We start from the raw sequence: 20,265 nt of genomic DNA on the forward strand, positions 1-20,265 counted from the left end.
GAAAAGCATGAAAAGAATTGCAAAATTTCATAAAGTAAGTGAAAAACGTTTCCTTGAGGATTGGAAAGATACTTTTCCGGATGCAGAGGAAGAAGAGATCAAAAAGATTTATGCAGATATCCTGCTTCCTGAAAGAGCCACTGCAGGAAGTGCAGGCTATGATTTCTTTTCACCTGCAGACTTCAGCCTTGCACCTGGCGGGATCATCAAGATTCCCACAGGAATCCGGGTGGAGATGGAGCAGGACTGGGTTCTGAAATGTTATCCCAGAAGCGGACTTGGGTTCAGGTATCGTCTGCAGCTGAACAATACAGTGGGCATTATCGACAGCGATTATTTTTATTCTGACAATGAAGGCCACATTTTTGCAAAGCTGACAAATGACGGACGTGAAGGAAAAAACGTAGAACTTGCAAAAGGAAACGGATTTATGCAGGGAATTTTTGTAGAATACGGGATTACCGTAGATGACGATGCCCAGGGTATTCGAAACGGCGGATTTGGAAGCACGACAAATAAATAATCAATACATTACAAAAACAGGAGAGCCTGGAAATTAATCCAGAAGCTCTCCTGTTTCTTCTTTATGAGCATTTTCAAGTCCTGTTTCTTCTGCTTTGCGGGCATTCTCAAGGATTGTGTTAAATGCGTCTGCAGCCTTTGCATATTCATCGTCGCTTTCGATATTTTCCAGCATGGGATTTCCGTCCTCTGTGCGGGAGAATACATAAAGATATACTTCTCCGTCACTGTTCTGACCGTTTTCGTCAAGAGGGAGAAGGGCAATGTATTCTTTTTCATCTACAGGATAGATGGTAAGAATCGCACATTCTACTTCTGTATTGTCATCCAGTGTAAGAGTAATGGTATTTGGTGTTTCATTCTGATCAGAGCCGCAGCCTGAGCAGGAAGCGCAGTCGCTTGCGCTGCAGGAACTTGTAAATTCTTCGTTCATGTGGTTTCCTCACTTTTTTGTATTTATCCGGGGTCATCTGACCAGGGATTATGAACCATTTTATCAGATAAGCGTCAGCTTGTAAACAGCTGAAAAAACGCCGTGTCTGCTTTAGGGGCTACGGGATACAGAAAAACAATATACGATCTTCTGATCCGGAGATTTATATGAAGCTGTCAGAATATCGTGGGAAGCCGGTTGCTGCGAACAGTAACAGAAGCCCTGACAGGAAAAGCGGGATTCCGTAAAAACAGGTTTGGTATCAAAGGTTAAATATGGTATACTGTAAGTATCAAAGACTGAGAAACGTTACAGGAGGAAAAAATTGAAGCTTATTTCGTGGAATGTAAATGGGATCAGAGCCTGCATCACAAAAGGTTTTGAGGAGAGCTTTCAGAAGCTGGATGCAGATATCTTTTGTATCCAGGAGACAAAATGTCAGGAAAATCAGGTGAAACTGGAACTTCCGGGCTATTATCAGTACTGGAATTTCGCCAACCGGAAAGGATATTCCGGAACCGCAGTATTTACCAGGCAGGAACCGATGAATGTTGTAAATGGAATCGGGATAGAGGAACACGATAAAGAGGGACGCGTGATCACCCTGGAATTTGAGAAATTTTATCTGGTGACAGTGTACACCCCCAATTCTCAGAGCGAGCTGAAAAGACTTTCTTATCGGATGGAATGGGAAAGAGATTTTCTGGCATATCTTCTGAAATTACAGGAGAAGAAACCTGTAGTCTGCTGCGGTGATCTGAACGTGGCGCATCAGGACATTGACCTGAAAAATCCAAAAAGCAACCGCAAAAATCCGGGATTTACCGATGAAGAAAGAGAATGTTTTACCAGAGTCCTGCAAAGCGGCTTTATTGATACGTTCCGATATTTTTATCCGGATCAGGAAAACATTTATTCCTGGTGGTCTTACCGGTTTAAGGCAAGGGAAAAGAACGCAGGATGGAGAATTGATTATTTTATTGCCTCTCCCCAGCTGGAAAGCCGGCTTGAGGACGGAAAAATACACACAGATATTCTGGGCTCCGACCATTGTCCGGTAGAACTGGATCTTAAAATCTGAGGTTTTCTGTACAGGAAATGGAATAAACGGGACTGAAACAGGCTGTCGAAAAGGAGAGACGATCATGGAAAAATGGGACAGGATAGTGATTCGAAATGGAAATCCCGTAATGCTCGGAGCAAACAAAAATGAAGAAGGAATGAACTTTGCGGCAGAGGTTCTGCCGGGGGCAGAGGCGGCTCTGGTTCTGTACCAGAAAGGCAGCGCAGTTCCATGCAGAGAGATTCCTTTTACAGAACGCATGGGAAAGGTATGTACCATGCTGGTTTCCGGGCTGAACACTAAAAAATATGAATATAATTTCCGCATTGACGGAAAAATCGTGCAGGATCCGTTTGCTCATGGAATCTGCGGAAGGGAACAGTTCGGAATTCGGGGAAACGGAGAAAATGAAAACCAGATCCGCTGTACCTTTCTTACAGAAAAGGAATATGACTGGGAGGAAGACCGGTTTCCGGAGATTCCATACCGGGATCTGATTCTGTATAAGGTACATGTAAGAGGATATACAAAGCAGCAGAAGCTACCTCAGAAACGGAGAGGAACCTTCAGCGGACTGAAAGAAATGATCCCTTACTGGAAGGAACTGGGCATTAACGCTGTGGAATTAATGCCGGCCTATGAATTTATGGAACTGCCGTATTCCAATGGGAAACAAAGCCATATGATCACAGAAAAGAGAAGCCAGGATAGGATAAACTACTGGGGCTATGTAAAGGGCTTTTATTTTGCGCCAAAGCGCTCCTACTGTGCCACAAAGGAACCGGAAAATGAATTCCGGGATCTGGTCAAAGCTCTGCATCAGGCAGGGATGGAATGCATTATGGAGCTGTATTTTCCCGGGGGAACCAACCCTCTTACAGCCCTTCGTGCGGCCTGGTTCTGGAGAGATTATTACCATGTGGACGGCTTTCATTTTATGGGAGACGGCGTGCCAACAGAGCTTCTTGCAGGAGATCATATTCTTTACGGGACAAAAAAGCTTTTTGGGGATTTATCTGTCAGCGCTGAGGATGAAATGTCTGCAGAGTGTACAGATGCCTTTCAGAGGGACATGCGCCGTTATCTGAAAAGCGACGAAGGAATGCTTCCGGCTGTGGAGTATCATCTGCGTCATATTCGGAATGCAGGTGGAACGGTCCACTATATGGCAAGTCAGGACGGTTTTACCCTTTATGATACAGTTGCCTATAATTATCGTCACAATGAAGAAAATGGAGAAAACAATCAGGACGGCAGCGAGTATAATTATTCCTGGAACTGCGGGCTGGAAGGCCCTACCAGAAAGATGGCTGTAAAAAAAATGCGGGATCAGCAGATCAAAAATGCATTTCTTATGCTCCTGCTCAGCCAGGGAACTCCTGTGATCTACGGAGGGGACGAATTCTGCAATTCTCAGAACGGAAACAATAATGCCTGGTGTCAGGACAATCCTGTTGGATGGACAGACTGGAAAGCCTTCCGAAAGAACAAAAATATTTTTGAATTTGTAAAGGAAGCGGTTGCCTTTCGGAAAGCTCATCCCATTCTTCACATGGAGAAAGAGCCAAAAGGAGCTGATTATCTTGCAAAAGGTTTTCCGGATATTTCTTTCCATGGAGAGCGCGCCTGGTATCTGAATCAGGAAAATACCAGCCGCCTTCTCGGAGTGATGTACTGCGGCTCCTATGCCAAAAAAGAAGACGGTTCAGAGGATGATTTCATCTATGTAGGCTATAATTTTCACTGGGAAAACAGAACCATTGCTCTTCCCAACCTTCCGGAGGGTATGACCTGGAAAAAAACAGCCGATACCTCAGACACAGAGGAGGGTGACTCCTTCCGGGAAAGAGAAGAGTCTTATGAAAAAAATATAGAGATCAGTCCCCGCACCATTGTGGTGCTGACAGGTAAAAAGGAGGAATAAGCAGTGCATCCGTGGCTTCATTTTAAGACCATTACCAGACACAAGCTCCTTGTGATGAAATACTGCTTTCGCATCGGGCTTTACAAACAGGGACTTCTGCACGATCTGTCCAAATATTCGCCTGCAGAATTTCTGGTAGGCTGTAAATATTATCAGGGCACAAGGAGTCCAAATAACGCAGAAAGGGAGGACATTGGTGTTTCCACCTCCTGGCTTCATCATAAAGGAAGAAACAAGCATCATTTTGAACACTGGGTGGACTATTCACTGGATGGAGAGCATGTGATCATGGGTGCGCCGATGCCCCGGAAGTATGTGGCGGAAATGGTCATGGACAGGATCAGCGCATCCAGGAACTATCTGGGGGATGCCTATACAGAAAGCCAGCCTCTGGAATATTACCTGAAAAGCAAGGACAGTCTGTGGTTCATCCATCCCCGGACCAAAAAAGAACTGGAAGGACTTTTAAGAATCCTGAACGATCATGGAGAGAAAAAGCTTCTGCATTACATCAGGCATGTATACCTGAAACAGGGGCCAAAAAGCAGAGTAAAATATTAAAAACGGAATAAAAGAGAATGGAACTGTCTGAGAAGGATGGTTTCATTTTTTTTGCGCAAATATAAAAAGGGAATATTGAATCCAGGAATTTGCCGCACTTTTGTATATAAACCAGTTGTAATCTGGATGAAAAGAATAATCATAGGAATATTATGAATAATAATGCAAAATATATAAAAATGATTTTATCAAAACTAATAATATGTACAAAATATATAAAAAACTTCTATGCATGGTGAATATTCTGTGTTAGTATTAGTCGTATAAGGAGGGCAGCCGATGAAGAAAAGAATGTCAAAAAGAATGATGGCGTTTTTTCTGATGTTTCTGTTGATTTTTGGACTGATTCCCCCGGGTACGGGAAATTCTCTGTCTGGATTTAAAACAGCAGAAGCGGCAGAACAGAATATGCCGGAAGCAGATTTTTCTGCAGAGGCAGAAGCAGAGGAAGACTTTGGAAGTATAGAGATCCCTTCGGAATCCTCCGGGCTTCCTCAGATGGATTCAGAACTTCCTCAGGAGGAACCTGAAATATCGGAGGAGGATCTCGGAAGCGCAGATGATGAGCTGGGAGATGACATCATCATAGAAGAGAATACCGATCCGGAGCTGCCGGAAGAGTTTTCGGATGATACTGTGGATTTTTCAGACGATACGGGACTGCTGGTATCCTCTGACGGATCACTGGCAGGTCAGGAACTGTTTTTTGTAAATCTGTACTGGAAAGATTATGATATGGACAATATCATGGCTGTTTTTCAGGGAGGGAAAGACAGTGAGCAGATCATTCCCATGACAAAAGGTGACAGGGGAAGATATTCGGTTCTGATTCCTCAGGGAGATTATTCTGCAGTATCTTTTATCCAGGCAGATGGGCAGTCAGTGGAAAACAGGGAGATTCTCTCCGGATATTTCTATCAGCTTTATGGGATGGAAACGGAAATGCAGGGCTATATTCCGGTGAACTTTTGTGCGGGATCATTTAATACCTTTTATTACGATATGAACGTTCCGGAATATTCCTACTGGGGCGCAGATGCTTTGTATGAGTCAGAGACAGTTATGGCGTATTCTGAACGGGAGATGGTAGATCAGGCCGGCAAAACAATTTACTTTGTAGATATTGCGCAGAGCGACAGAGGCCGGGTAAAACGTGTTACCATGCAGTTTTATGATGAACAGAACACTTCTGATACCCCGGATCACACAACTCTTATGTATGAGGGCAGATCCAGCATTTTTTCTGCTCCTATTCCCCAGGGTGGTTATGAAGAAGTAACTTTTTTGTTGGAATATGAGGATAGTACTTCTTATCAGATTGTAAGACGTTTTAATATTTATAAAGAAAGTGATGCAGGAATAGAAGACCCTAATTATACGGAATCCCTGATTTTTGAAGAGGGTATCATGGATACGTTTTTCTATAACCATGAGGGACAGCCGGGAGTGGAGTCCATCAGTGATTCCTATTGGGGATCGCATCCCTCTGTTGCAGACAGAAGTCTTGACGGACAGAAAATTTTTGTGAATACAGCCGATCTGAATCACAATGGGATATATCTGGATCCGAATACACTGGAACTTTACTATAATGGAGTTTCCTTTAAATTAACAAGAGAGACAAGAGAACCCGGAGTAAGGTATTATCAGTTTCCCCAGGCCTGCGGAGCTACAGAGCAGACGCTTCTTACGCTGACAGGAAATCTGGCATATAATGAAGATTATCAGGGAACGGAGGAAGAGAAAACCTATGAAAAAATAACCTTCCGGTTTTATTTTCCTTATAATACAAACAGAAAGATGATTCAGGCAGATAACATCCGTGAGATGAAGCCTGTTTTTACAGAAAGAATTATCAGTGAACAGTCCAGAATTTATGTGTGTTATGACAATACTCTTACAGGATTTGAAAACATACAATATTCTGTCAGCAGGGATGGGACAGACTGGACAAATCAGGAAGACTTAATAAAAACAGATCCAGACAGCTGGCAGGGTGAAATTAGTTCTGACTTTGTAAAAAATGTATGGGGTGTTGAAATAAGCTCCGAATACAAATATGTACGGTTTTATGGGAAAGAAACCGGCTCATCTCAACATGAGTGGAACAGCAGCAAAGATATTGCGGATAAATGGGTGACGATTCCTGTAACAGAATATTCCTACCCCTGTTTTGTGGGGGCAAAAGAAACGAAACCAACTTTGACAGGCTCCTGGAAATCTGTTCTTGATATTAAGTCCATGGGAGATAAAACGGTTTCTGTTCCCGAGGGATCTTTTGTTCAGGAAAACGATACATACTATGGAAATGCTGAGTTTTATGATTATTACAGCAATTATGAGCTGAAGGGAATCAGCCTTTCTACATTGGACGCCAGTTATTATGGAAAAATAATTTCCAGTGTGTTTAATGATGCGGCAGAAGATTACTATGAAGAAGCTGGAAGTGAGAAAGCTCTGTATTTAAGCGAAGCACCGGATAAGCCAAATAAAGACCGATATCAGTATGGCGGCAGCCATGAGTGGAATGACTGGACTGGCCGGGAAGGAGGACCAGTACCCCAGATTGTATCGGACACGTTGACAGATGATACTCTGAAAATGTCTGACGGTGTAGAACTCCCTTTGTTCAGTGAGGATTTTCTAAGAGGAAACAACAGCCTTGGAGCAGCAGTGGGAAATGTATATAAAAATGTAAGCTTTCCGTTTACGAAAAATCAGAAGGGATACTGGGAGTTTGACAGTATGAATGAAGAGCAGTCTGTACGCCTGTATCAGGATTCCGATACAGGATATTATATGGAACGGGTTGGAAAAGACGGCAATAACTATATTGCAACAGAAAGTACGGAAAAAGGACCTGATAATCAGCCTCTTAACGGATTCTTTCCATATAATACAGCCTATGGAGAACATCAGAATGTCAAAAATCCAGCGAGGGTAGGAAATCTTGGCGTGAATTATCTTTTTGGCACACACTTTACCATTCCCTTTACCTTACCGGAAGGCAATGAGCTTGTAATGGATAAGGATGACAAAGACCCCAAGCCGGTTACTTTTGAGTTCTCAGGCGATGATGATACCTGGATCTATATTGACAATCATCTGGTACTTGATATTGGTGGTATCCATGACCGATGTACGGGAACCATTAATTTTAAGGAGAAAACATGGGAAATTAAAAACCGTGTTGACAAGGTGATAAAGGCAGGAACATTTGAACTTGATGAAAGCATCCGGGAGCATAAGCTGACCATGTTCTATATGGAGAGGGGACTTGGTGCATCCAATCTTAGGATTACGTTTAACTTTCCGAAAAGCAATACTCTGGATGTAACCAATAAAATTATTACAGACGGGGCAAATGAGATTTTTCGGGAATCACTGGAAAGAATCGGAAGCTTTGAGTATGAAATCCGAAACCGGGCAGTATCCGGAGAGCCTTTAGCGGTAGAGGATTCTGCAGGATATTTTAAAGACGGAGAAAATACTGCTTTTGACAGTATTACTATGACAAGTAATGTTCAGTTCGGATATTCTGTTAACATAAAAATGGTGTATGACGCAGTAGTCTCATCACAAAAAAGAGAATGCGTTCTGTGTATTCTGGAACAGTCTGAACTGAAGCATGGCGTACAGCCTCCGGAGGAAGCGTTAGTATCATTCAGTATCGACAGACCAAAGGACATCAGCAAATATAATTATCTGAGGCTGGAAGCAAATAATCAGAGCCACAAAATGGATACTGCAGGAGAAAGTCTTTATGTTTCGCTGGAAGATAACAATGGCAATCGTATTGGCGGCTGGGCAGATATGCTGACTTATAACGGAACCAGCAACGGCATTGGACAGGACAGCTGGAACATGGTGCGTCTTGATCTGGACAGTATGAAATATCAGAAAAAAGAAAACGGTTCAGACAGCGTAAGCTTTGACCGCACCAGGGTAAAAAAAGTAAATATCGCATCAGCCATAACAGAGCCGCTGTATGTAGATAATCTGGAATTTTATGCGGATCTGGAGGATATACCAGGACATGGTTTTTCTGTGGAGGAAGATCAGATTTCTGATTATGGTTCCATTGAATCCAACCAGTTGTCACCGGCCACAGGCGCATGGTACGGCCATTACAGTACGGATTTTGCTCAGGCGAAACTGCGTATGGTAGATGACGGGGTGTTCAGTCTGGGAAGCGGAGAACGGGCAGAATTTCTGGACAAGTTCCGAATGGGAAGTTATCTTCAGATCCAGCAGAGTAATGTAGACCCCAGAGTGTTTGATACTGTGTGGAGTATTCTGGAAGGAAGAGAAAAAAAGGATATTGATGAAAACTATCTTCTTCCGGCAAGAAATGATATCCATACACTGGAAAATACAGGGGCGATTCTGGACCTGACAGAGGTTCCGCAGGGATCCCAGAAAAATGCGTTCCCTTATGACGGAAGGATTTCAGTTCCCAGAATTTCTATGTCAGATAATGAAAACGGACAGACGGCATTTGTATACAGAAGCTATGAGGATCCTGATAATAATGAAATTAATCCGGTGTACCTTACAGCAGCGTTTGTGAACAGGCTGAAGTTCGGGTCTCTGGAAATCGTGAAAAAATTAAATGTTCCAGAAGAGGAGCTGGGAACTTATGCAGGTCAGACCTATCGGTTCCGGGTTGAGTTTTCTGACATTGCCGGAATGGGACTGGAAACAGAACCTGTTGTAAAAGATGTGGAGGTTACAGTAAACGAAAAGGGTGAAGGAAGAACTGTTATCGACGGTATCCCGGCAGGAACTTCGTACACGATCCGGGAGCTGGCAGGCGACGGACTCCAACTGGAACAGATTCAGGGTACCCTGAATGCACATGAGGGACATGATACAGATGAAATTCGTGACGGCGTGGTTCCGGCAGAAGGACAGGAAGCTCCCTATGTGGATGCAGAAGTTTACACAGGAGACGCGGCAGTTTATACTTTTACCAACACAGTTGCTCCTTTTAAGATCAAAGTAAGAAAAATCTGGGATGATAAAGGATTTGAAGAATTTCGTCCAGATGAGATCAGAATCAGAATTCTCAGAAAAGCAGTGGGAGAGCCTGACAGTGCCTACAGTCCGGTAACAGAAGACTTTGACGGAAATCCTCTTGCAGAGGGAGTGGATGAGAACGGTTATTTTATACTGTCTACAAAAGACGCTGTTTCCGGCAATGATTCTGTGTGGGAATTTACAACTCCCAAGCTTCCTGTTGTAAACGAGACAGGAACTGCCTATACCTACAAAATTCAGGAAACAGCTTCTCTGAATGCAGGTGACGGAAAATGGGATCTTAATAATTATGATGCTGTTTATACAGCCGGAGAACCGGAAAGTCAGGATGGAATCCCTGTTTCTGTTTATGTGGTAACAAACCGTACACACTCTCTTACGGTAAAAAAAGTATGGAAGGATTCCAATGACCCTGCCCGTCCGGTTTCTGTGAAGGTGGAACTTCAGAGAAAACTGGAATCTGAAGAGGATTCGGCATACAAAAAGATTGCGGAAGCAGAGTTTGGCGTAAACAGCAGCCCGGCGTGGCAGCATGTATTTAAGGGCCTTGAAAAAACAGACAAAGGAACAGGAGAAACCTATCAGTACCGTGTTCTGGAAACAGCGTTTATTCTGAAAAACGGAGAAACGATCTCTGTAGACAACAAGGATAATATTCCGGCAAAAGAAAGCGGAGGATATTCCATTTCCTATTCACAGGAGGGCGATATACTGACCGTTACCAATTCCAAAGGTACGGGAAAAGTGATCGTAAGAAAAGCGGACAGACAGGAGCCGGATAAATTTCTTCCCGGAGCCGAATTCCGGCTGGAACGTCTGAAGCCCATAAAAGGAAAAGAAGAGGAAGCGCTGAAATCTTTTGAAACCGGAAAGTACAATAAGGACTGGGAAGTGGATCAAACATATAATACTTCCAGTTTTACGACAGATGATAAAGGTGAAATTGATATCACAGGACTTCCTTATGGTTATTACAGGCTGACAGAGACAAAGGCGCCTTCCGGATATGTGACGCCCGGTGAAAAAGAGGCAGTGGATTTTCTTTTAAATGAAGAGACGCTGAAGGAGTCTCCTCATGAAGATGAGGAGGGTGTAAAATATCTTCTGATAGAAATTTTTAATCGTTCTACCATTCTTCTGCCTCTGGCGGGATCAGGAGGCACAGCTTTATTTACGGCAGCAGGAGTGATCTTCATTGCTGTGGCATTGATTCTATATAAGCGTTATCTCTGCCAGAAAAGACGGCAGAGAAACAGATAAAAAAGAAGAGAGGAAAAGGTATATGAAGAAAAAAAGTATGTTAAAACGTATGGCAGCTGTATTTATGGGAACAGTAATGCTTCTGGGAACTGCAGGAGCAGTAAGCGCAGCCACCGCCCCTGATCTTAGCGGACAGGGTTCCCTGCAGATTTTTAAGCAGGATGAGAATAAAGAGCCGATAGCAGATGTTACTTTTAACTATGTGGAAATTGGTGAATTTTATCAGTCAGAGGGGACTCCTGTGCTGGGATACACCATCACGAATGATGAATTGCTCGGTTATCTGAAGACAGAAGGACTTGCTCCTGTTTATACAGATAACGGAACAGAGGTATATGATGGAGCGGCTATGCAGTCCGCGTTGGCTGAGGCAGTAAAAACAAAGAAAAAAGAGATTACCGCATTAGCTGTCAATACATTAGGTGTTACCGGAACAGACGGAAAAACACCCGGAAAGTTTGTGGACAAGGCGGTTTATCTTGTGGCAGAAACAAAGGCGCCTGCAGGAGTCAAAGAATTCTGTAATCCTTTTATTGTCTCTGTGCCGATCCTGGTAAATAATCAGTGGGTTTATGATGTTGTTGCAGAACCCAAAAACTCAGTGGATGAGATCATCGGAAAAAAAGAAATTGACAAAATTGAGGGAACTCAGGATCAGACAAATGCAAGTGCAGGAGTAGGAAATACGGTTACCTTTAAAATTACTTCCGAGGTTCCTTCCGGAGACGGAACTCTGAAAAAGTATATTATCCGTGATATCATGAGCAAAGGCTTGGCCTTCCAAGCAGGTTCCTGGAAGGTGACAGGATATAAGAGTGACCAGGATGCTGAAGGAACTGATCTGAAAGCTCTTGTGACAGCAGAGCCTGCGGAAAATTCTGACGGAGCAGCGGAGACAAACATTACCTTTACCTTTGCAGAACCAGATAAAAATCTGAAAAATACCTATATAAAGGTGGTAATCACCTATGATGCTATTCTGACAAAAGATGCAGTTGTCAGAGATGAAGTAACAAACACAGCAGGACTTGATTATCAGAATGATGATAGCATTGACGTACAGTTTGATGAGGTAAAAGTAAAAACTTACGGATATCAGTTTACTAAGAAGGATGATAAGAAAAACGGACTTGCAGGCGCTGAATTCAGAGTGTATGCAGATAAGGAATGCAAGCAGGAATTAACCGTTTATGATAAGGCAGGAAACAAATTAGATCCGATTGTTTCCGGTGATGACGGTATTGTAAAATTCTACGGACTTTCTGCAGGGACCTATTATCTGAAAGAGACAAAGGCTCCGTCCGGATATACAGCGCTGAAGGATCCGGTAGAGTTTTCAGTAACAAAAGATTCTGCAAACAGCTCTCAGCTGGATATCATTAACACAAAAGGCTTCACTCTTCCGTCTACAGGCGGTATTGGCACAGTGGTATTTACTGTAGTTGGTATTGGTGTGATGGTTGGTGCAGCCGTACTTCTGGTCAGACTGAACAAAAAAGAAAACAAATAACTGATGAAAGACAATGAAAATAAGGATTTTTGCAGGTGTTTTATTTCTGCTGGGTGCTTCGATCCTTCTGTATCCGTCTGTCAGTGCTTATCTGAACAGCCAGAATCAGGCAAAAGTAGTAGAAGATTACAGTAACCAGGTAAAGCAGATGAATGATGCGGAAACAGAAAAAGAACTGCAGAAAGCAAGAGAATTTAATGAAAATCTGAAGAGGACAGTTGTGATCGATCCTTTTACAGAAGAGATGAATCAGCAGTTATCGGAAGAGTATCTGAAAATCCTGAACAAAAATAACGGTCAGATTGGCACCCTTATTATTCCAAAGATTCAGCTGAAGCTCCCTGTTTATCATGGAACAGAGGCAAAGGTTCTCAAAAAAGGCGTCGGACATATTCAGAATACTGCATTTCCTGTGGGCGGAGGCGGAACCCATGCGGTTCTCAGTGCCCACAGGGGACTTCCGGAAGCCAGGCTGTTCACAGATCTGGATAAACTGGAAAAAGGAGATATGTTTTTTATTCAGGTACTTGATGAGACGCTTGCCTATGAAGTAGATCAGATCAAAACCGTTCTTCCTGAAGATACCGGGGATCTGCAGCCGTCAGAGGAACAGGATTACGTCACTCTTGTAACCTGTACGCCATATGGCGTTAATACCCACCGTCTTCTTGTGCGGGGAAAAAGAGTACCTTATGATCAGAAAGTACAGAAAACATGGAAAGACTGGAACCAGAAGGATACGGCTGACAACAGGAAAAATAAGATTCTGATTGCCATAGTTGTAGTGGCAGCAGTGATTTTCTTTTACTATCTGCTGATAAGGCCGGTTGTGAAATACAGGAAGGAAAAGCGACATGAGAAATAAGGGCCTGAAAATATTTCTGATCATGCTTATGCTTACTGGCGCAGGAATCTTCCTTTACCCTGCTTTTTCTGGATATCTGGAGCATATCCGGCAGGCTGAGGTAGTTCGTCAGTACCGTGAAGCCGGAGAGTCTGTTACAGATCTTCAGTATCAGGAGATGAAAGCTCAGGCAGATCAATATAACCGGGAACTGGCAGAACAGCCGGATTTTAATCACGGGGCTTTTTATGCCAGTCAGCAGGATCCGAAAAGATATGAAAATCTTCTGAAAACAGGAGAAATCGGAGTGATGGGAAGCATCACGATTCCCAAAATAGAAGTAGAGCTTCCTGTTTATCATGGAACAGAAGAAAAGGATCTTGCAAAAGGTGTGGGACACTGTGAGGGTTCTTCTCTTCCGGTAGGAGGAGAAAGTACGCACACAGTCTTTTCCGGACACAGAGGGTTGCCCTCTGCTGACCTTTTTACCAGACTGGATGAAGTGGAAGAGGGGGATCTGTTTGTGATCAGCACTCTGGGTAAAGACCTTTTTTATCGAGTGGATCAGATCTGTACAGTCCTTCCGGATCAGACAGAGGAGCTGTCTGTGATTCCTAGGCAGGATTATGCGACCCTTGTGACCTGTACGCCCTACGGTGTCAATACTCACAGGCTTCTGATCCGGGGAAAACGCACAGAAATGGTAACGCCTCAGGAAAAAGATACAGTCAGTTCTGTGGAACACAAAAAAGACAGAAATCTTTCAAGACTTATAGTCAGTCTTGCAGTGGTTTTTGTGATACTGGCTGTTACAGTATTTGTAATTCGCATCAGAAAGAAAAAATTCAGGCAGGGAGAGAAGGAATGAAAAAGTTTATTTTTAATATGATTGTTCTGGCAGCGGTGCTGCTTGTAACGGCATCAGGTGTGCGGGCTTCGGAAAATGATGCCGTTACACTGAAGGTCAGTCTTCCGGATCTGAATACATCTGCGGAGCATGTGGGAATTGCCGTATATCAGGTAGCAGAGCCGGAAATACCGGGAAAGACAGATAAATTTGTCTGGATTCCTTCGCTTAATGATATTGGGATTACTCCTGAAGAATTGGACACTGCTGCCAGTGTAAGAGAAACAGCAGAAAAACTTGTGCAGGAAGTTCAGAAAAAAGAGATTCCTTCCAGAAATGCAATGACAGACCAGTCAGGAACTGTTCTGTTTGCAGGGCTGAAGCCGGGCGGTTATCTGATCACACAGATGTCCGGACAGGAGACCTATGGAAAAATACAGAACACGTTGATTTTTCTCCCTTATACAGATGAAAGCGGAATGGAGATTTTTCATGGAGAGGCAATGGTAAAGGCAGAAAAACCAGAGTGTCCGGAACCATCTCCCACCTCTGCTCCCAGGGTGACTGTTACTCCTGTGGAAAAAAATCCAGGCAGCGGAAATGAGCCGTCTTATCACTATGGCTCCGGAGATCAGACTGTTTATAAAAAGACTGCCAGAACAGGAGATTCCACACAGATACTTCCGGTTCTGATTCTGCTTATTGCAGCATCCGCAGCTCTGGCGGCTCTTGGAATCATAATTTATAAGAGAAGAAAAAAACTTCATAAGGATAAATAAGGAAAAACGGCTTGTCTTACATATGAGGCAAGCTGTTTCTTTTTTATAGACAAAAAGAAAAAAGAACAAACAGTATATAACACTTGACAACAGTTACATACTGTTATATACTGTTTGCACAGGAGGAGAAGATATGCATATCATTATTAATCATACATCCATGACTCCTATATATGAACAGATCGTATCACAGATCCGGGCAGATATCATCAATGGTGATCTGGCTCCGGGGACAGCGCTTCCGTCAGTCCGGATGCTTTCCCGTGAGCTGAAGATCAGCGCTCTGACTGTAAAAAAAGCATACGATTATCTGGAAGAAGAAGGGCTGGTGCATACTGTCCATGGAAAGGGCAGCTTCATTGCAGAGGCCAATCAGGGGATGATCATGGAAGAAAGAAGAAAAGAGCTGGAACATGATCTGGACGAGGCTGTGCGCAAAGCGCGGGCAGGCGGGCTGACAGATGAGGAAATCTGCGATCTGTTCCGGCTGATAATGGAGGGAGAATAAACTATGCTTGCAGAACTTGATCAGGTAAAAAAACAATATAAAGATTTTACCCTTGATTGTTCCATGAAGATTCAGGAAGATTGCGTTACCGGACTTATCGGGGCCAACGGAGCAGGAAAAAGTACAACCTTTAAAATGCTTCTGGGCCTTGTACAGCCGGATTCCGGAGAAATACGGATTTTTGGAAAAAACAGAAAAGATCTGTCAGAAAATGACAGAAGAGAGATAGGTACGGTTCTTTCGGACAGCTTTTTTTCCGGATACCTGACAGTGGCTCAGCTAATGAGTTTTATGGGAGACTTTTATCCGGGATTTCAGAAAAAGGAATTTGAGAAGCAGTGCCTGCGTTTCCAGCTTCCTGTTGATAAGAAGCTGAAGGAATTTTCAACAGGAATGAAAGCAAAGCTGAAAATACTTTTTGCCATAAGTGTGAACGCAAGATTTCTGATTCTGGATGAGCCTACAGCCGGACTGGATGTTATGTCCAGGGAAACGATTCTGGATCTTCTCAGAGAGTATATGGAGGTTCCGGGCAGGGGAATTCTGATCAGTTCCCATATTTCTTCAGATCTGGAGCAGTTCTGTGATGAGATTTATATGATCCATCAGGGAAAAATCGTGATGAAAGAGGAAACTGACAGGATTCTGGGTAATTACGGGGTACTGAAGACAGATGAAAGAACCTTTTCTTCTCTGGATAAAAGATACCTTCTCAGGATCAGAAAAGAAGCCTTCGGCTATAGCTGCCTTACAGATCAGAGACAGTTTTATCAGGAAAACTATCCGGATCTTACAGTGGAAAGGGGTACTGTAGACCAGGTACTGACCATGATGACGAAAGGAGAAGCATTATGAAAGGATTTTTGAAAAAAGACCTTGCCTTGCTTTATAATACAGGTAAAGTATATTTGGCAGTAATAGCAATGGGGATTGTTTTAGGACTTGTCAATAAGGAGATGAGAAGTTTTTCTTCCAGTTTTATTATGATCATGCTGGCGCTTGCCGGAGCTTCTACACTTTCCTATGATGATTTTGAAAACGGAATGCCGTTTCTGATGAGTCTTCCTGTCAGCAAAAAAACTTATATAAAAGAAAAGTATCTGATCTGTTTTTTATCCGGAGCGGTGGGACTTGTCATTGCGGCAGTTCTGGGAACTGTGATATTTAAAATGCCCCTGATTCATGGAGAAGAACCGATGCTGCTTGTTTTTCCTGTTTTTTTTGCTATTGCTGAGATTATGACAGCGGTAATGATCCCTACGAGAATTAAATTTGGACCGGAAAAATCCCGCATTGTGGGAATGGGATTTGTTGTAGCGATTTTTCTGGCCAGTTTTTGTATCGGATATCTTTTTAAGCTGTTTTCTGTAGACATAGACGCTCTTATCAGAGACGCCCAGGAAAATATCCCCAAGCTGGCGCTTGTGTTGGGCGTTATGGTTTTTTGTATGGTGATCATGCTGATCTCCTATACATTTAGCGTAAAGGCCCTGGAGAAAAAAGAATTTTAAAATACCTGGTCCGTATGTTTCCTGTAGAAAAGGCTCTGGAATTTTCCGGGAAAATAAGGTATCCTGTATAAAAAGTGATTTATCTGTTACAGGAGGAACGGCATTTATGGAAAAAAATCAGATTTTTATAACATGTGGAACAGAGTATAAGGAAATGACAAAAAGGATTCTGGAAGAAAGCGGGCTGGCAGAGCAGATTGGAAATAAAGCTTTTCGTATCGGAATCAAGCCCAATATGGTTTCCCCTTCTCATCCGTCTAACGGGGCAACCACCCACGCTGAGGTTCTGGCAGGCATTATTGAATATCTTCAGGAAAGAGGGTTCCGAAATCTGACGCTGATGGAGGGTTCCTGGGTGGGAGATAAAACCATGGATGCCTTCTATGCCTGCGGATATGACAGACTCTGTGATGAGTACGGAGTAGTCTTTCATGACACACAAAAGGACAAAAGCTATACGGCAGACTGTGGGGGAATGGAGCTTCATATCTGCACCAGCGTAAAGGACATTGATTTTCTCATTAATGTTCCTGTGCTGAAGGGACATTGCCAGACCAAAATTACCTGCGCCCTTAAAAATATGAAAGGCCTGATCCCGAATTCGGAAAAAAGGCGTTTTCATTCACTGGGGCTTCATAAACCGATTGCTCATCTGAATATGGGTATCCGTCAGGATTTTATTGTGGTAGATAATATTTGCGGGGATCTGGATTTTGAGGATGGAGGAAATCCCGTTGTAATGAATCGGGTGCTGACAGGCCGGGATCCGGTCCTGATGGACGCCTATGTGTGCAATCTGATGCATTATGAGATTTCGGACGTTCCCTATGTGGAACTGGCAGGCAGACTGGGCGTAGGATGCTCTGAGCTTGAAAAAGCTGATATCCGGGCGTGTGGAGCGGATACAGGAGAACAGCTTCCGAAATCACGTAAGGTTGTAGAACTGGCAGATGCTGTTGAGGAAGTAGAATCCTGCAGCGCCTGTTACGGATATCTGATTCCGGCGCTTGATATGCTGAAACAGGAAGGCCTTCTGGAAAAGCTGCACGAAAAAATCCATATCGGACAGGGATTCCGGGGAAAAACAGGAGAACTTGGCATTGGACACTGTACAAGAAATTTCCGACATCATCTGGAAGGCTGTCCCCCTGTAGAAACGGAAGTATATAAATTTTTGAAGGATTACATCGAAAATCATCAGAATTAAAAAAGATCACCGGCTGTTCTGAAATTGCAGGTCAGCCGGTGATTTTCTGTATGCTCTGTACGTTGTACATATAGGAACCGAAAATTCTTTTATGCCCGTATATTACGGATTATATTACAAAAAATCCAGTATTTGATCATTTGCGAAATAAAATATAAAATTTTAAGCAATTGAAAATATCTGTCGGGATATCAGAAAGAGACTCCATGACTCAGAAACCGGATTCAGCATTCTCTGGCAGCCTCTGTGAGAATTTCCAGAATCTGATCCTGAGTAAACCGGCTGCTGTCAATGCACAGATCATACTGGCTTAAGTCTGTCCATTTGGCATCTGTAAAAAATTCATAATAGGCCCGGCGTTCTTTGTCTGTACGCTTTACCATTTTTCGTGCGCTGCGTTCTTCTCTTCCGGTCCGTGCCTGTACATTTCTGACCCGGAGATCAAAGGGTGCATGAATAAACACACTGAGAGAACGGCCTTTCAGGATCTGGTTGGCGCAGCGTCCCACGATCACGCAGCTGCCCTTTTCTGCCAGAGAAAGAATGATATCTCTCTGGGCTTCATAGAGAACGTCATTCATGGGAACGGTGTAGAAGTCAGGGGTGATCTGAACATCATGATCTCCGGAAAAGCGCCACTGATGGGGCTTTTTTTCGTCTACTTTTGCAAGCTCATGAAAAGGAATCTGCTTCTCTTTTCCTGCAAGCTCGATCAGTTCTTTGTCATAAAATGCATAGCCGAGCTTTTCTGCCAGCGCTTTTCCAAGTACCCGGCCTCCGCTTCCGTACATGCGGTTGATGGTAATAATACGTTTACTCATATGGAATCCTCCCTTCTGAACACGCTTTTTATATGTTTTTATCATATCATAATTATCAGGTAATTTCTACGAAAACTTTTTAAAAATATGAAAAATATAAAAAGAAACTGCAAATATATCAGAAAATACAAAACCACATTTTTTAGGTCCGGGAAACGAAATTACACATAAAAAAGAAAGAATAAGAGACTTTTTTACTGTCGGAACCAGTCGATGTAAAATGGTTGACGAAGTCATCAGATGTACTTATAATGAGTTTAGAAAATGTAATTTTTTCTTAAAAAATAATTTTTACTACATGAAAAAATCATGAAAATTCATGGAATTCATGTGATATAATTGGTGAAATAGTATAAAAACAAAAAATATAGCTTGACATATGAGCTGATATTAAATATAATTTTCCTATGCATTACGAAAATGTTACAAAAGAAATAAAAGATGACATAATAAAAATGCAAGGAAAGTAAAGTTATGAGGAACAGGAAAGTATCACAAAATCATGAATTACAGAAAGGGAACAAAACAACAGGAAATGCATCGGTACACGGGTTTCTTTCGCTGAGTGTATGTGCTCTGGCAGCGGTAGGAGTCCTGGCAGGCGGCATAGTGACAGGCAGTGACCGGGAGCATAAAGTTTACGCTGCTTCCGAAGCAGAAAGTACATATGATTTTTCTGAAGGTACAGATTATGAACTTCCTACAGGAATAGCAGGAGTAGTTTCCGGACTCAGTGCAACTCCGGCAGAAGGCTCTGACATATACCGGATCGGAACCTCCTGTGAACACGTTGTGGTAGGGCAGAGAGTTCAGAGAGTTGGAAAAAGCGCAGAGGGAATTGATCTCAGTGAATCTATGGCTGCTGCTGTTAATGATTTTGATTCCAGAATGGTATCCATGTCATCCTCTGCAACTATGATGTCAGATGAGGATTATCAGAATCTTCTGCAGATCGTGGAGGCAGAGGCAGGGACCGAAGATATCAAAGGCCGTGTACTGGTTGCCAATGTGATCATGAACCGGGTGAAGCATCCGGAGTTTCCGGATACTGTAACCGATGTGATCTGGGAGTACGATAATGGGGTACCTCAGTTTTCGCCTGTGGCAGACGGACGTATCAATGAGGTTACAGTTACAGAGGAAACAAAAGAAGCGGTCAGACAGGCACTGGAGGGTACGGATTATTCTCAGGGAGCGCTGTTTTTCATCCAGAAATCGGCAGCGGAAAAACACAACATTGCCTGGTTTGAAAAAGATCTTGTAAAACTGTTTAAACACGGCGTCCATGAATTTTATACCTATCCGGAGGAAGCGCCGGCAGATAAAAAATCCTCCGAAAAACAGAACACGGAAAAGTCCGAAAAAAATAAAAAGAACAAAAAGAATAAGAAATCAGATTCCGATCTGGTTCAGATGGTAAAAGCAGAATAAAAAT

General features: G+C 43.0%; 16 protein-coding genes. 14 read left to right on the forward strand and 2 right to left on the reverse strand.

What is annotated here, in order from left to right:
- Positions 1-7 precede the first annotated feature (7 nt).
- Positions 8-523, forward strand: coding sequence for a deoxyuridine 5'-triphosphate nucleotidohydrolase (locus QVP40_RS03710; RefSeq protein WP_022067151.1), 516 nt, complete (start codon positions 8-10; stop codon positions 521-523).
- Between the two features lie 33 nt (positions 524-556).
- On the opposite strand, the gene QVP40_RS03715 is transcribed toward QVP40_RS03710, so the two are convergent.
- The gene (locus QVP40_RS03715) at positions 557-955 is read right to left on the reverse strand and encodes a DUF1292 domain-containing protein (RefSeq protein WP_022067152.1); all 399 of its coding nucleotides are present in this window, start codon (positions 953-955) and stop codon (positions 557-559) included.
- Positions 956-1,280: 325 nt separating this feature from the next.
- On the opposite strand from QVP40_RS03715, the gene QVP40_RS03720 reads away from it, so the two are divergent.
- The 12 genes from QVP40_RS03720 to QVP40_RS03775 all read left to right on the forward strand — a co-directional run bounded on the left by QVP40_RS03720 (position 1,281) and on the right by QVP40_RS03775 (position 18,009).
- Positions 1,281-2,036, forward strand: coding sequence for an exodeoxyribonuclease III (locus QVP40_RS03720; RefSeq protein ID WP_022067153.1), 756 nt, complete (start codon positions 1,281-1,283; stop codon positions 2,034-2,036).
- A gap of 64 nt (positions 2,037-2,100) precedes the next feature.
- The gene (locus QVP40_RS03725; RefSeq protein ID WP_022067154.1) at positions 2,101-3,942 is read left to right on the forward strand and encodes a type II secretory pathway pullulanase PulA and related glycosidase; all 1,842 of its coding nucleotides are present in this window, start codon (positions 2,101-2,103) and stop codon (positions 3,940-3,942) included.
- 3 nt (positions 3,943-3,945) lie between these two features.
- A complete protein-coding gene (locus QVP40_RS03730; protein WP_022067155.1) occupies positions 3,946-4,503 on the forward strand; it encodes a DUF5662 family protein in 558 nt (185 codons plus the stop codon).
- 279 nt (positions 4,504-4,782) lie between these two features.
- Positions 4,783-10,803 carry a Cna B-type domain-containing protein gene (locus QVP40_RS03735; RefSeq protein ID WP_022067156.1) on the forward strand — a complete coding sequence of 2,007 codons (6,021 nt, stop codon included), beginning with the start codon at positions 4,783-4,785 and terminating at the stop codon, positions 10,801-10,803.
- 22 nt (positions 10,804-10,825) lie between these two features.
- Entirely contained in the window at positions 10,826-12,313 is a 1,488-nt protein-coding gene (locus QVP40_RS03740; protein ID WP_022067157.1) for a SpaH/EbpB family LPXTG-anchored major pilin, read from the forward strand.
- A 13-nt stretch (positions 12,314-12,326) separates the two neighbouring features.
- Positions 12,327-13,178 (forward strand): class C sortase, encoded by an 852-nt coding sequence (locus QVP40_RS03745; protein ID WP_022067158.1) that lies wholly within the window; start codon positions 12,327-12,329, stop codon positions 13,176-13,178.
- Positions 13,168-14,025: a class C sortase gene (locus tag QVP40_RS03750; RefSeq protein ID WP_022067159.1), complete on the forward strand. Its 858-nt coding sequence runs from the start codon at positions 13,168-13,170 to the stop codon at positions 14,023-14,025. Before QVP40_RS03745 ends, QVP40_RS03750 begins: the two co-directional genes overlap by 11 nt.
- Positions 14,022-14,783 (forward strand): LPXTG cell wall anchor domain-containing protein, encoded by a 762-nt coding sequence (locus QVP40_RS03755; RefSeq protein ID WP_022067160.1) that lies wholly within the window; start codon positions 14,022-14,024, stop codon positions 14,781-14,783. Before QVP40_RS03750 ends, QVP40_RS03755 begins: the two co-directional genes overlap by 4 nt.
- Positions 14,784-14,916: 133 nt before the next feature.
- Entirely contained in the window at positions 14,917-15,291 is a 375-nt protein-coding gene (locus tag QVP40_RS03760) for a GntR family transcriptional regulator (protein ID WP_022067161.1), read from the forward strand.
- A gap of 3 nt (positions 15,292-15,294) precedes the next feature.
- Positions 15,295-16,146, forward strand: coding sequence for an ABC transporter ATP-binding protein (locus tag QVP40_RS03765; RefSeq protein ID WP_022067162.1), 852 nt, complete (start codon positions 15,295-15,297; stop codon positions 16,144-16,146).
- Entirely contained in the window at positions 16,143-16,802 is a 660-nt protein-coding gene (locus tag QVP40_RS03770) for an ABC-2 transporter permease (RefSeq protein WP_022067163.1), read from the forward strand. Before QVP40_RS03765 ends, QVP40_RS03770 begins: the two co-directional genes overlap by 4 nt.
- Positions 16,803-16,908: 106 nt before the next feature.
- Positions 16,909-18,009 (forward strand): DUF362 domain-containing protein, encoded by a 1,101-nt coding sequence (locus QVP40_RS03775; RefSeq protein WP_022067164.1) that lies wholly within the window; start codon positions 16,909-16,911, stop codon positions 18,007-18,009.
- A gap of 224 nt (positions 18,010-18,233) precedes the next feature.
- Here QVP40_RS03775 and QVP40_RS03780 read toward each other — a convergent pair whose 3' ends face one another.
- Positions 18,234-18,830 (reverse strand): AAA family ATPase, encoded by a 597-nt coding sequence (locus tag QVP40_RS03780; protein WP_022067165.1) that lies wholly within the window; start codon positions 18,828-18,830, stop codon positions 18,234-18,236.
- 474 nt (positions 18,831-19,304) lie between these two features.
- On the opposite strand from QVP40_RS03780, the gene QVP40_RS03785 reads away from it, so the two are divergent.
- Positions 19,305-20,261 (forward strand): cell wall hydrolase, encoded by a 957-nt coding sequence (locus QVP40_RS03785; RefSeq protein ID WP_022067166.1) that lies wholly within the window; start codon positions 19,305-19,307, stop codon positions 20,259-20,261.
- Positions 20,262-20,265 lie beyond the last annotated feature (4 nt).

The organism is Blautia sp. CAG:257, from assembly GCF_000433815.1.
Taxonomy (GTDB): domain Bacteria; phylum Bacillota; class Clostridia; order Lachnospirales; family Lachnospiraceae; genus Blautia_A; species Blautia_A caecimuris.

Coding starts and splice junctions, on each gene's coding strand:
- QVP40_RS03755 (WP_022067160.1), top strand. CDS start 14,022: ATGAAAAAGTTTATTTTTAATATGATTGTTCTGGCAGCGGTGCTGCTT.
- QVP40_RS03775 (WP_022067164.1), top strand. CDS start 16,909: ATGGAAAAAAATCAGATTTTTATAACATGTGGAACAGAGTATAAGGAA.
- QVP40_RS03770 (WP_022067163.1), top strand. CDS start 16,143: ATGAAAGGATTTTTGAAAAAAGACCTTGCCTTGCTTTATAATACAGGT.
- QVP40_RS03780 (WP_022067165.1), bottom strand. CDS start 18,830: ATGAGTAAACGTATTATTACCATCAACCGCATGTACGGAAGCGGAGGC.
- QVP40_RS03715 (WP_022067152.1), bottom strand. CDS start 955: ATGAACGAAGAATTTACAAGTTCCTGCAGCGCAAGCGACTGCGCTTCC.
- QVP40_RS03745 (WP_022067158.1), top strand. CDS start 12,327: ATGAAAATAAGGATTTTTGCAGGTGTTTTATTTCTGCTGGGTGCTTCG.
- QVP40_RS03735 (WP_022067156.1), top strand. CDS start 4,783: ATGAAGAAAAGAATGTCAAAAAGAATGATGGCGTTTTTTCTGATGTTT.
- QVP40_RS03760 (WP_022067161.1), top strand. CDS start 14,917: ATGCATATCATTATTAATCATACATCCATGACTCCTATATATGAACAG.
- QVP40_RS03765 (WP_022067162.1), top strand. CDS start 15,295: ATGCTTGCAGAACTTGATCAGGTAAAAAAACAATATAAAGATTTTACC.
- QVP40_RS03785 (WP_022067166.1), top strand. CDS start 19,305: ATGAGGAACAGGAAAGTATCACAAAATCATGAATTACAGAAAGGGAAC.
- QVP40_RS03740 (WP_022067157.1), top strand. CDS start 10,826: ATGAAGAAAAAAAGTATGTTAAAACGTATGGCAGCTGTATTTATGGGA.
- QVP40_RS03725 (WP_022067154.1), top strand. CDS start 2,101: ATGGAAAAATGGGACAGGATAGTGATTCGAAATGGAAATCCCGTAATG.
- QVP40_RS03710 (WP_022067151.1), top strand. CDS start 8: ATGAAAAGAATTGCAAAATTTCATAAAGTAAGTGAAAAACGTTTCCTT.
- QVP40_RS03750 (WP_022067159.1), top strand. CDS start 13,168: ATGAGAAATAAGGGCCTGAAAATATTTCTGATCATGCTTATGCTTACT.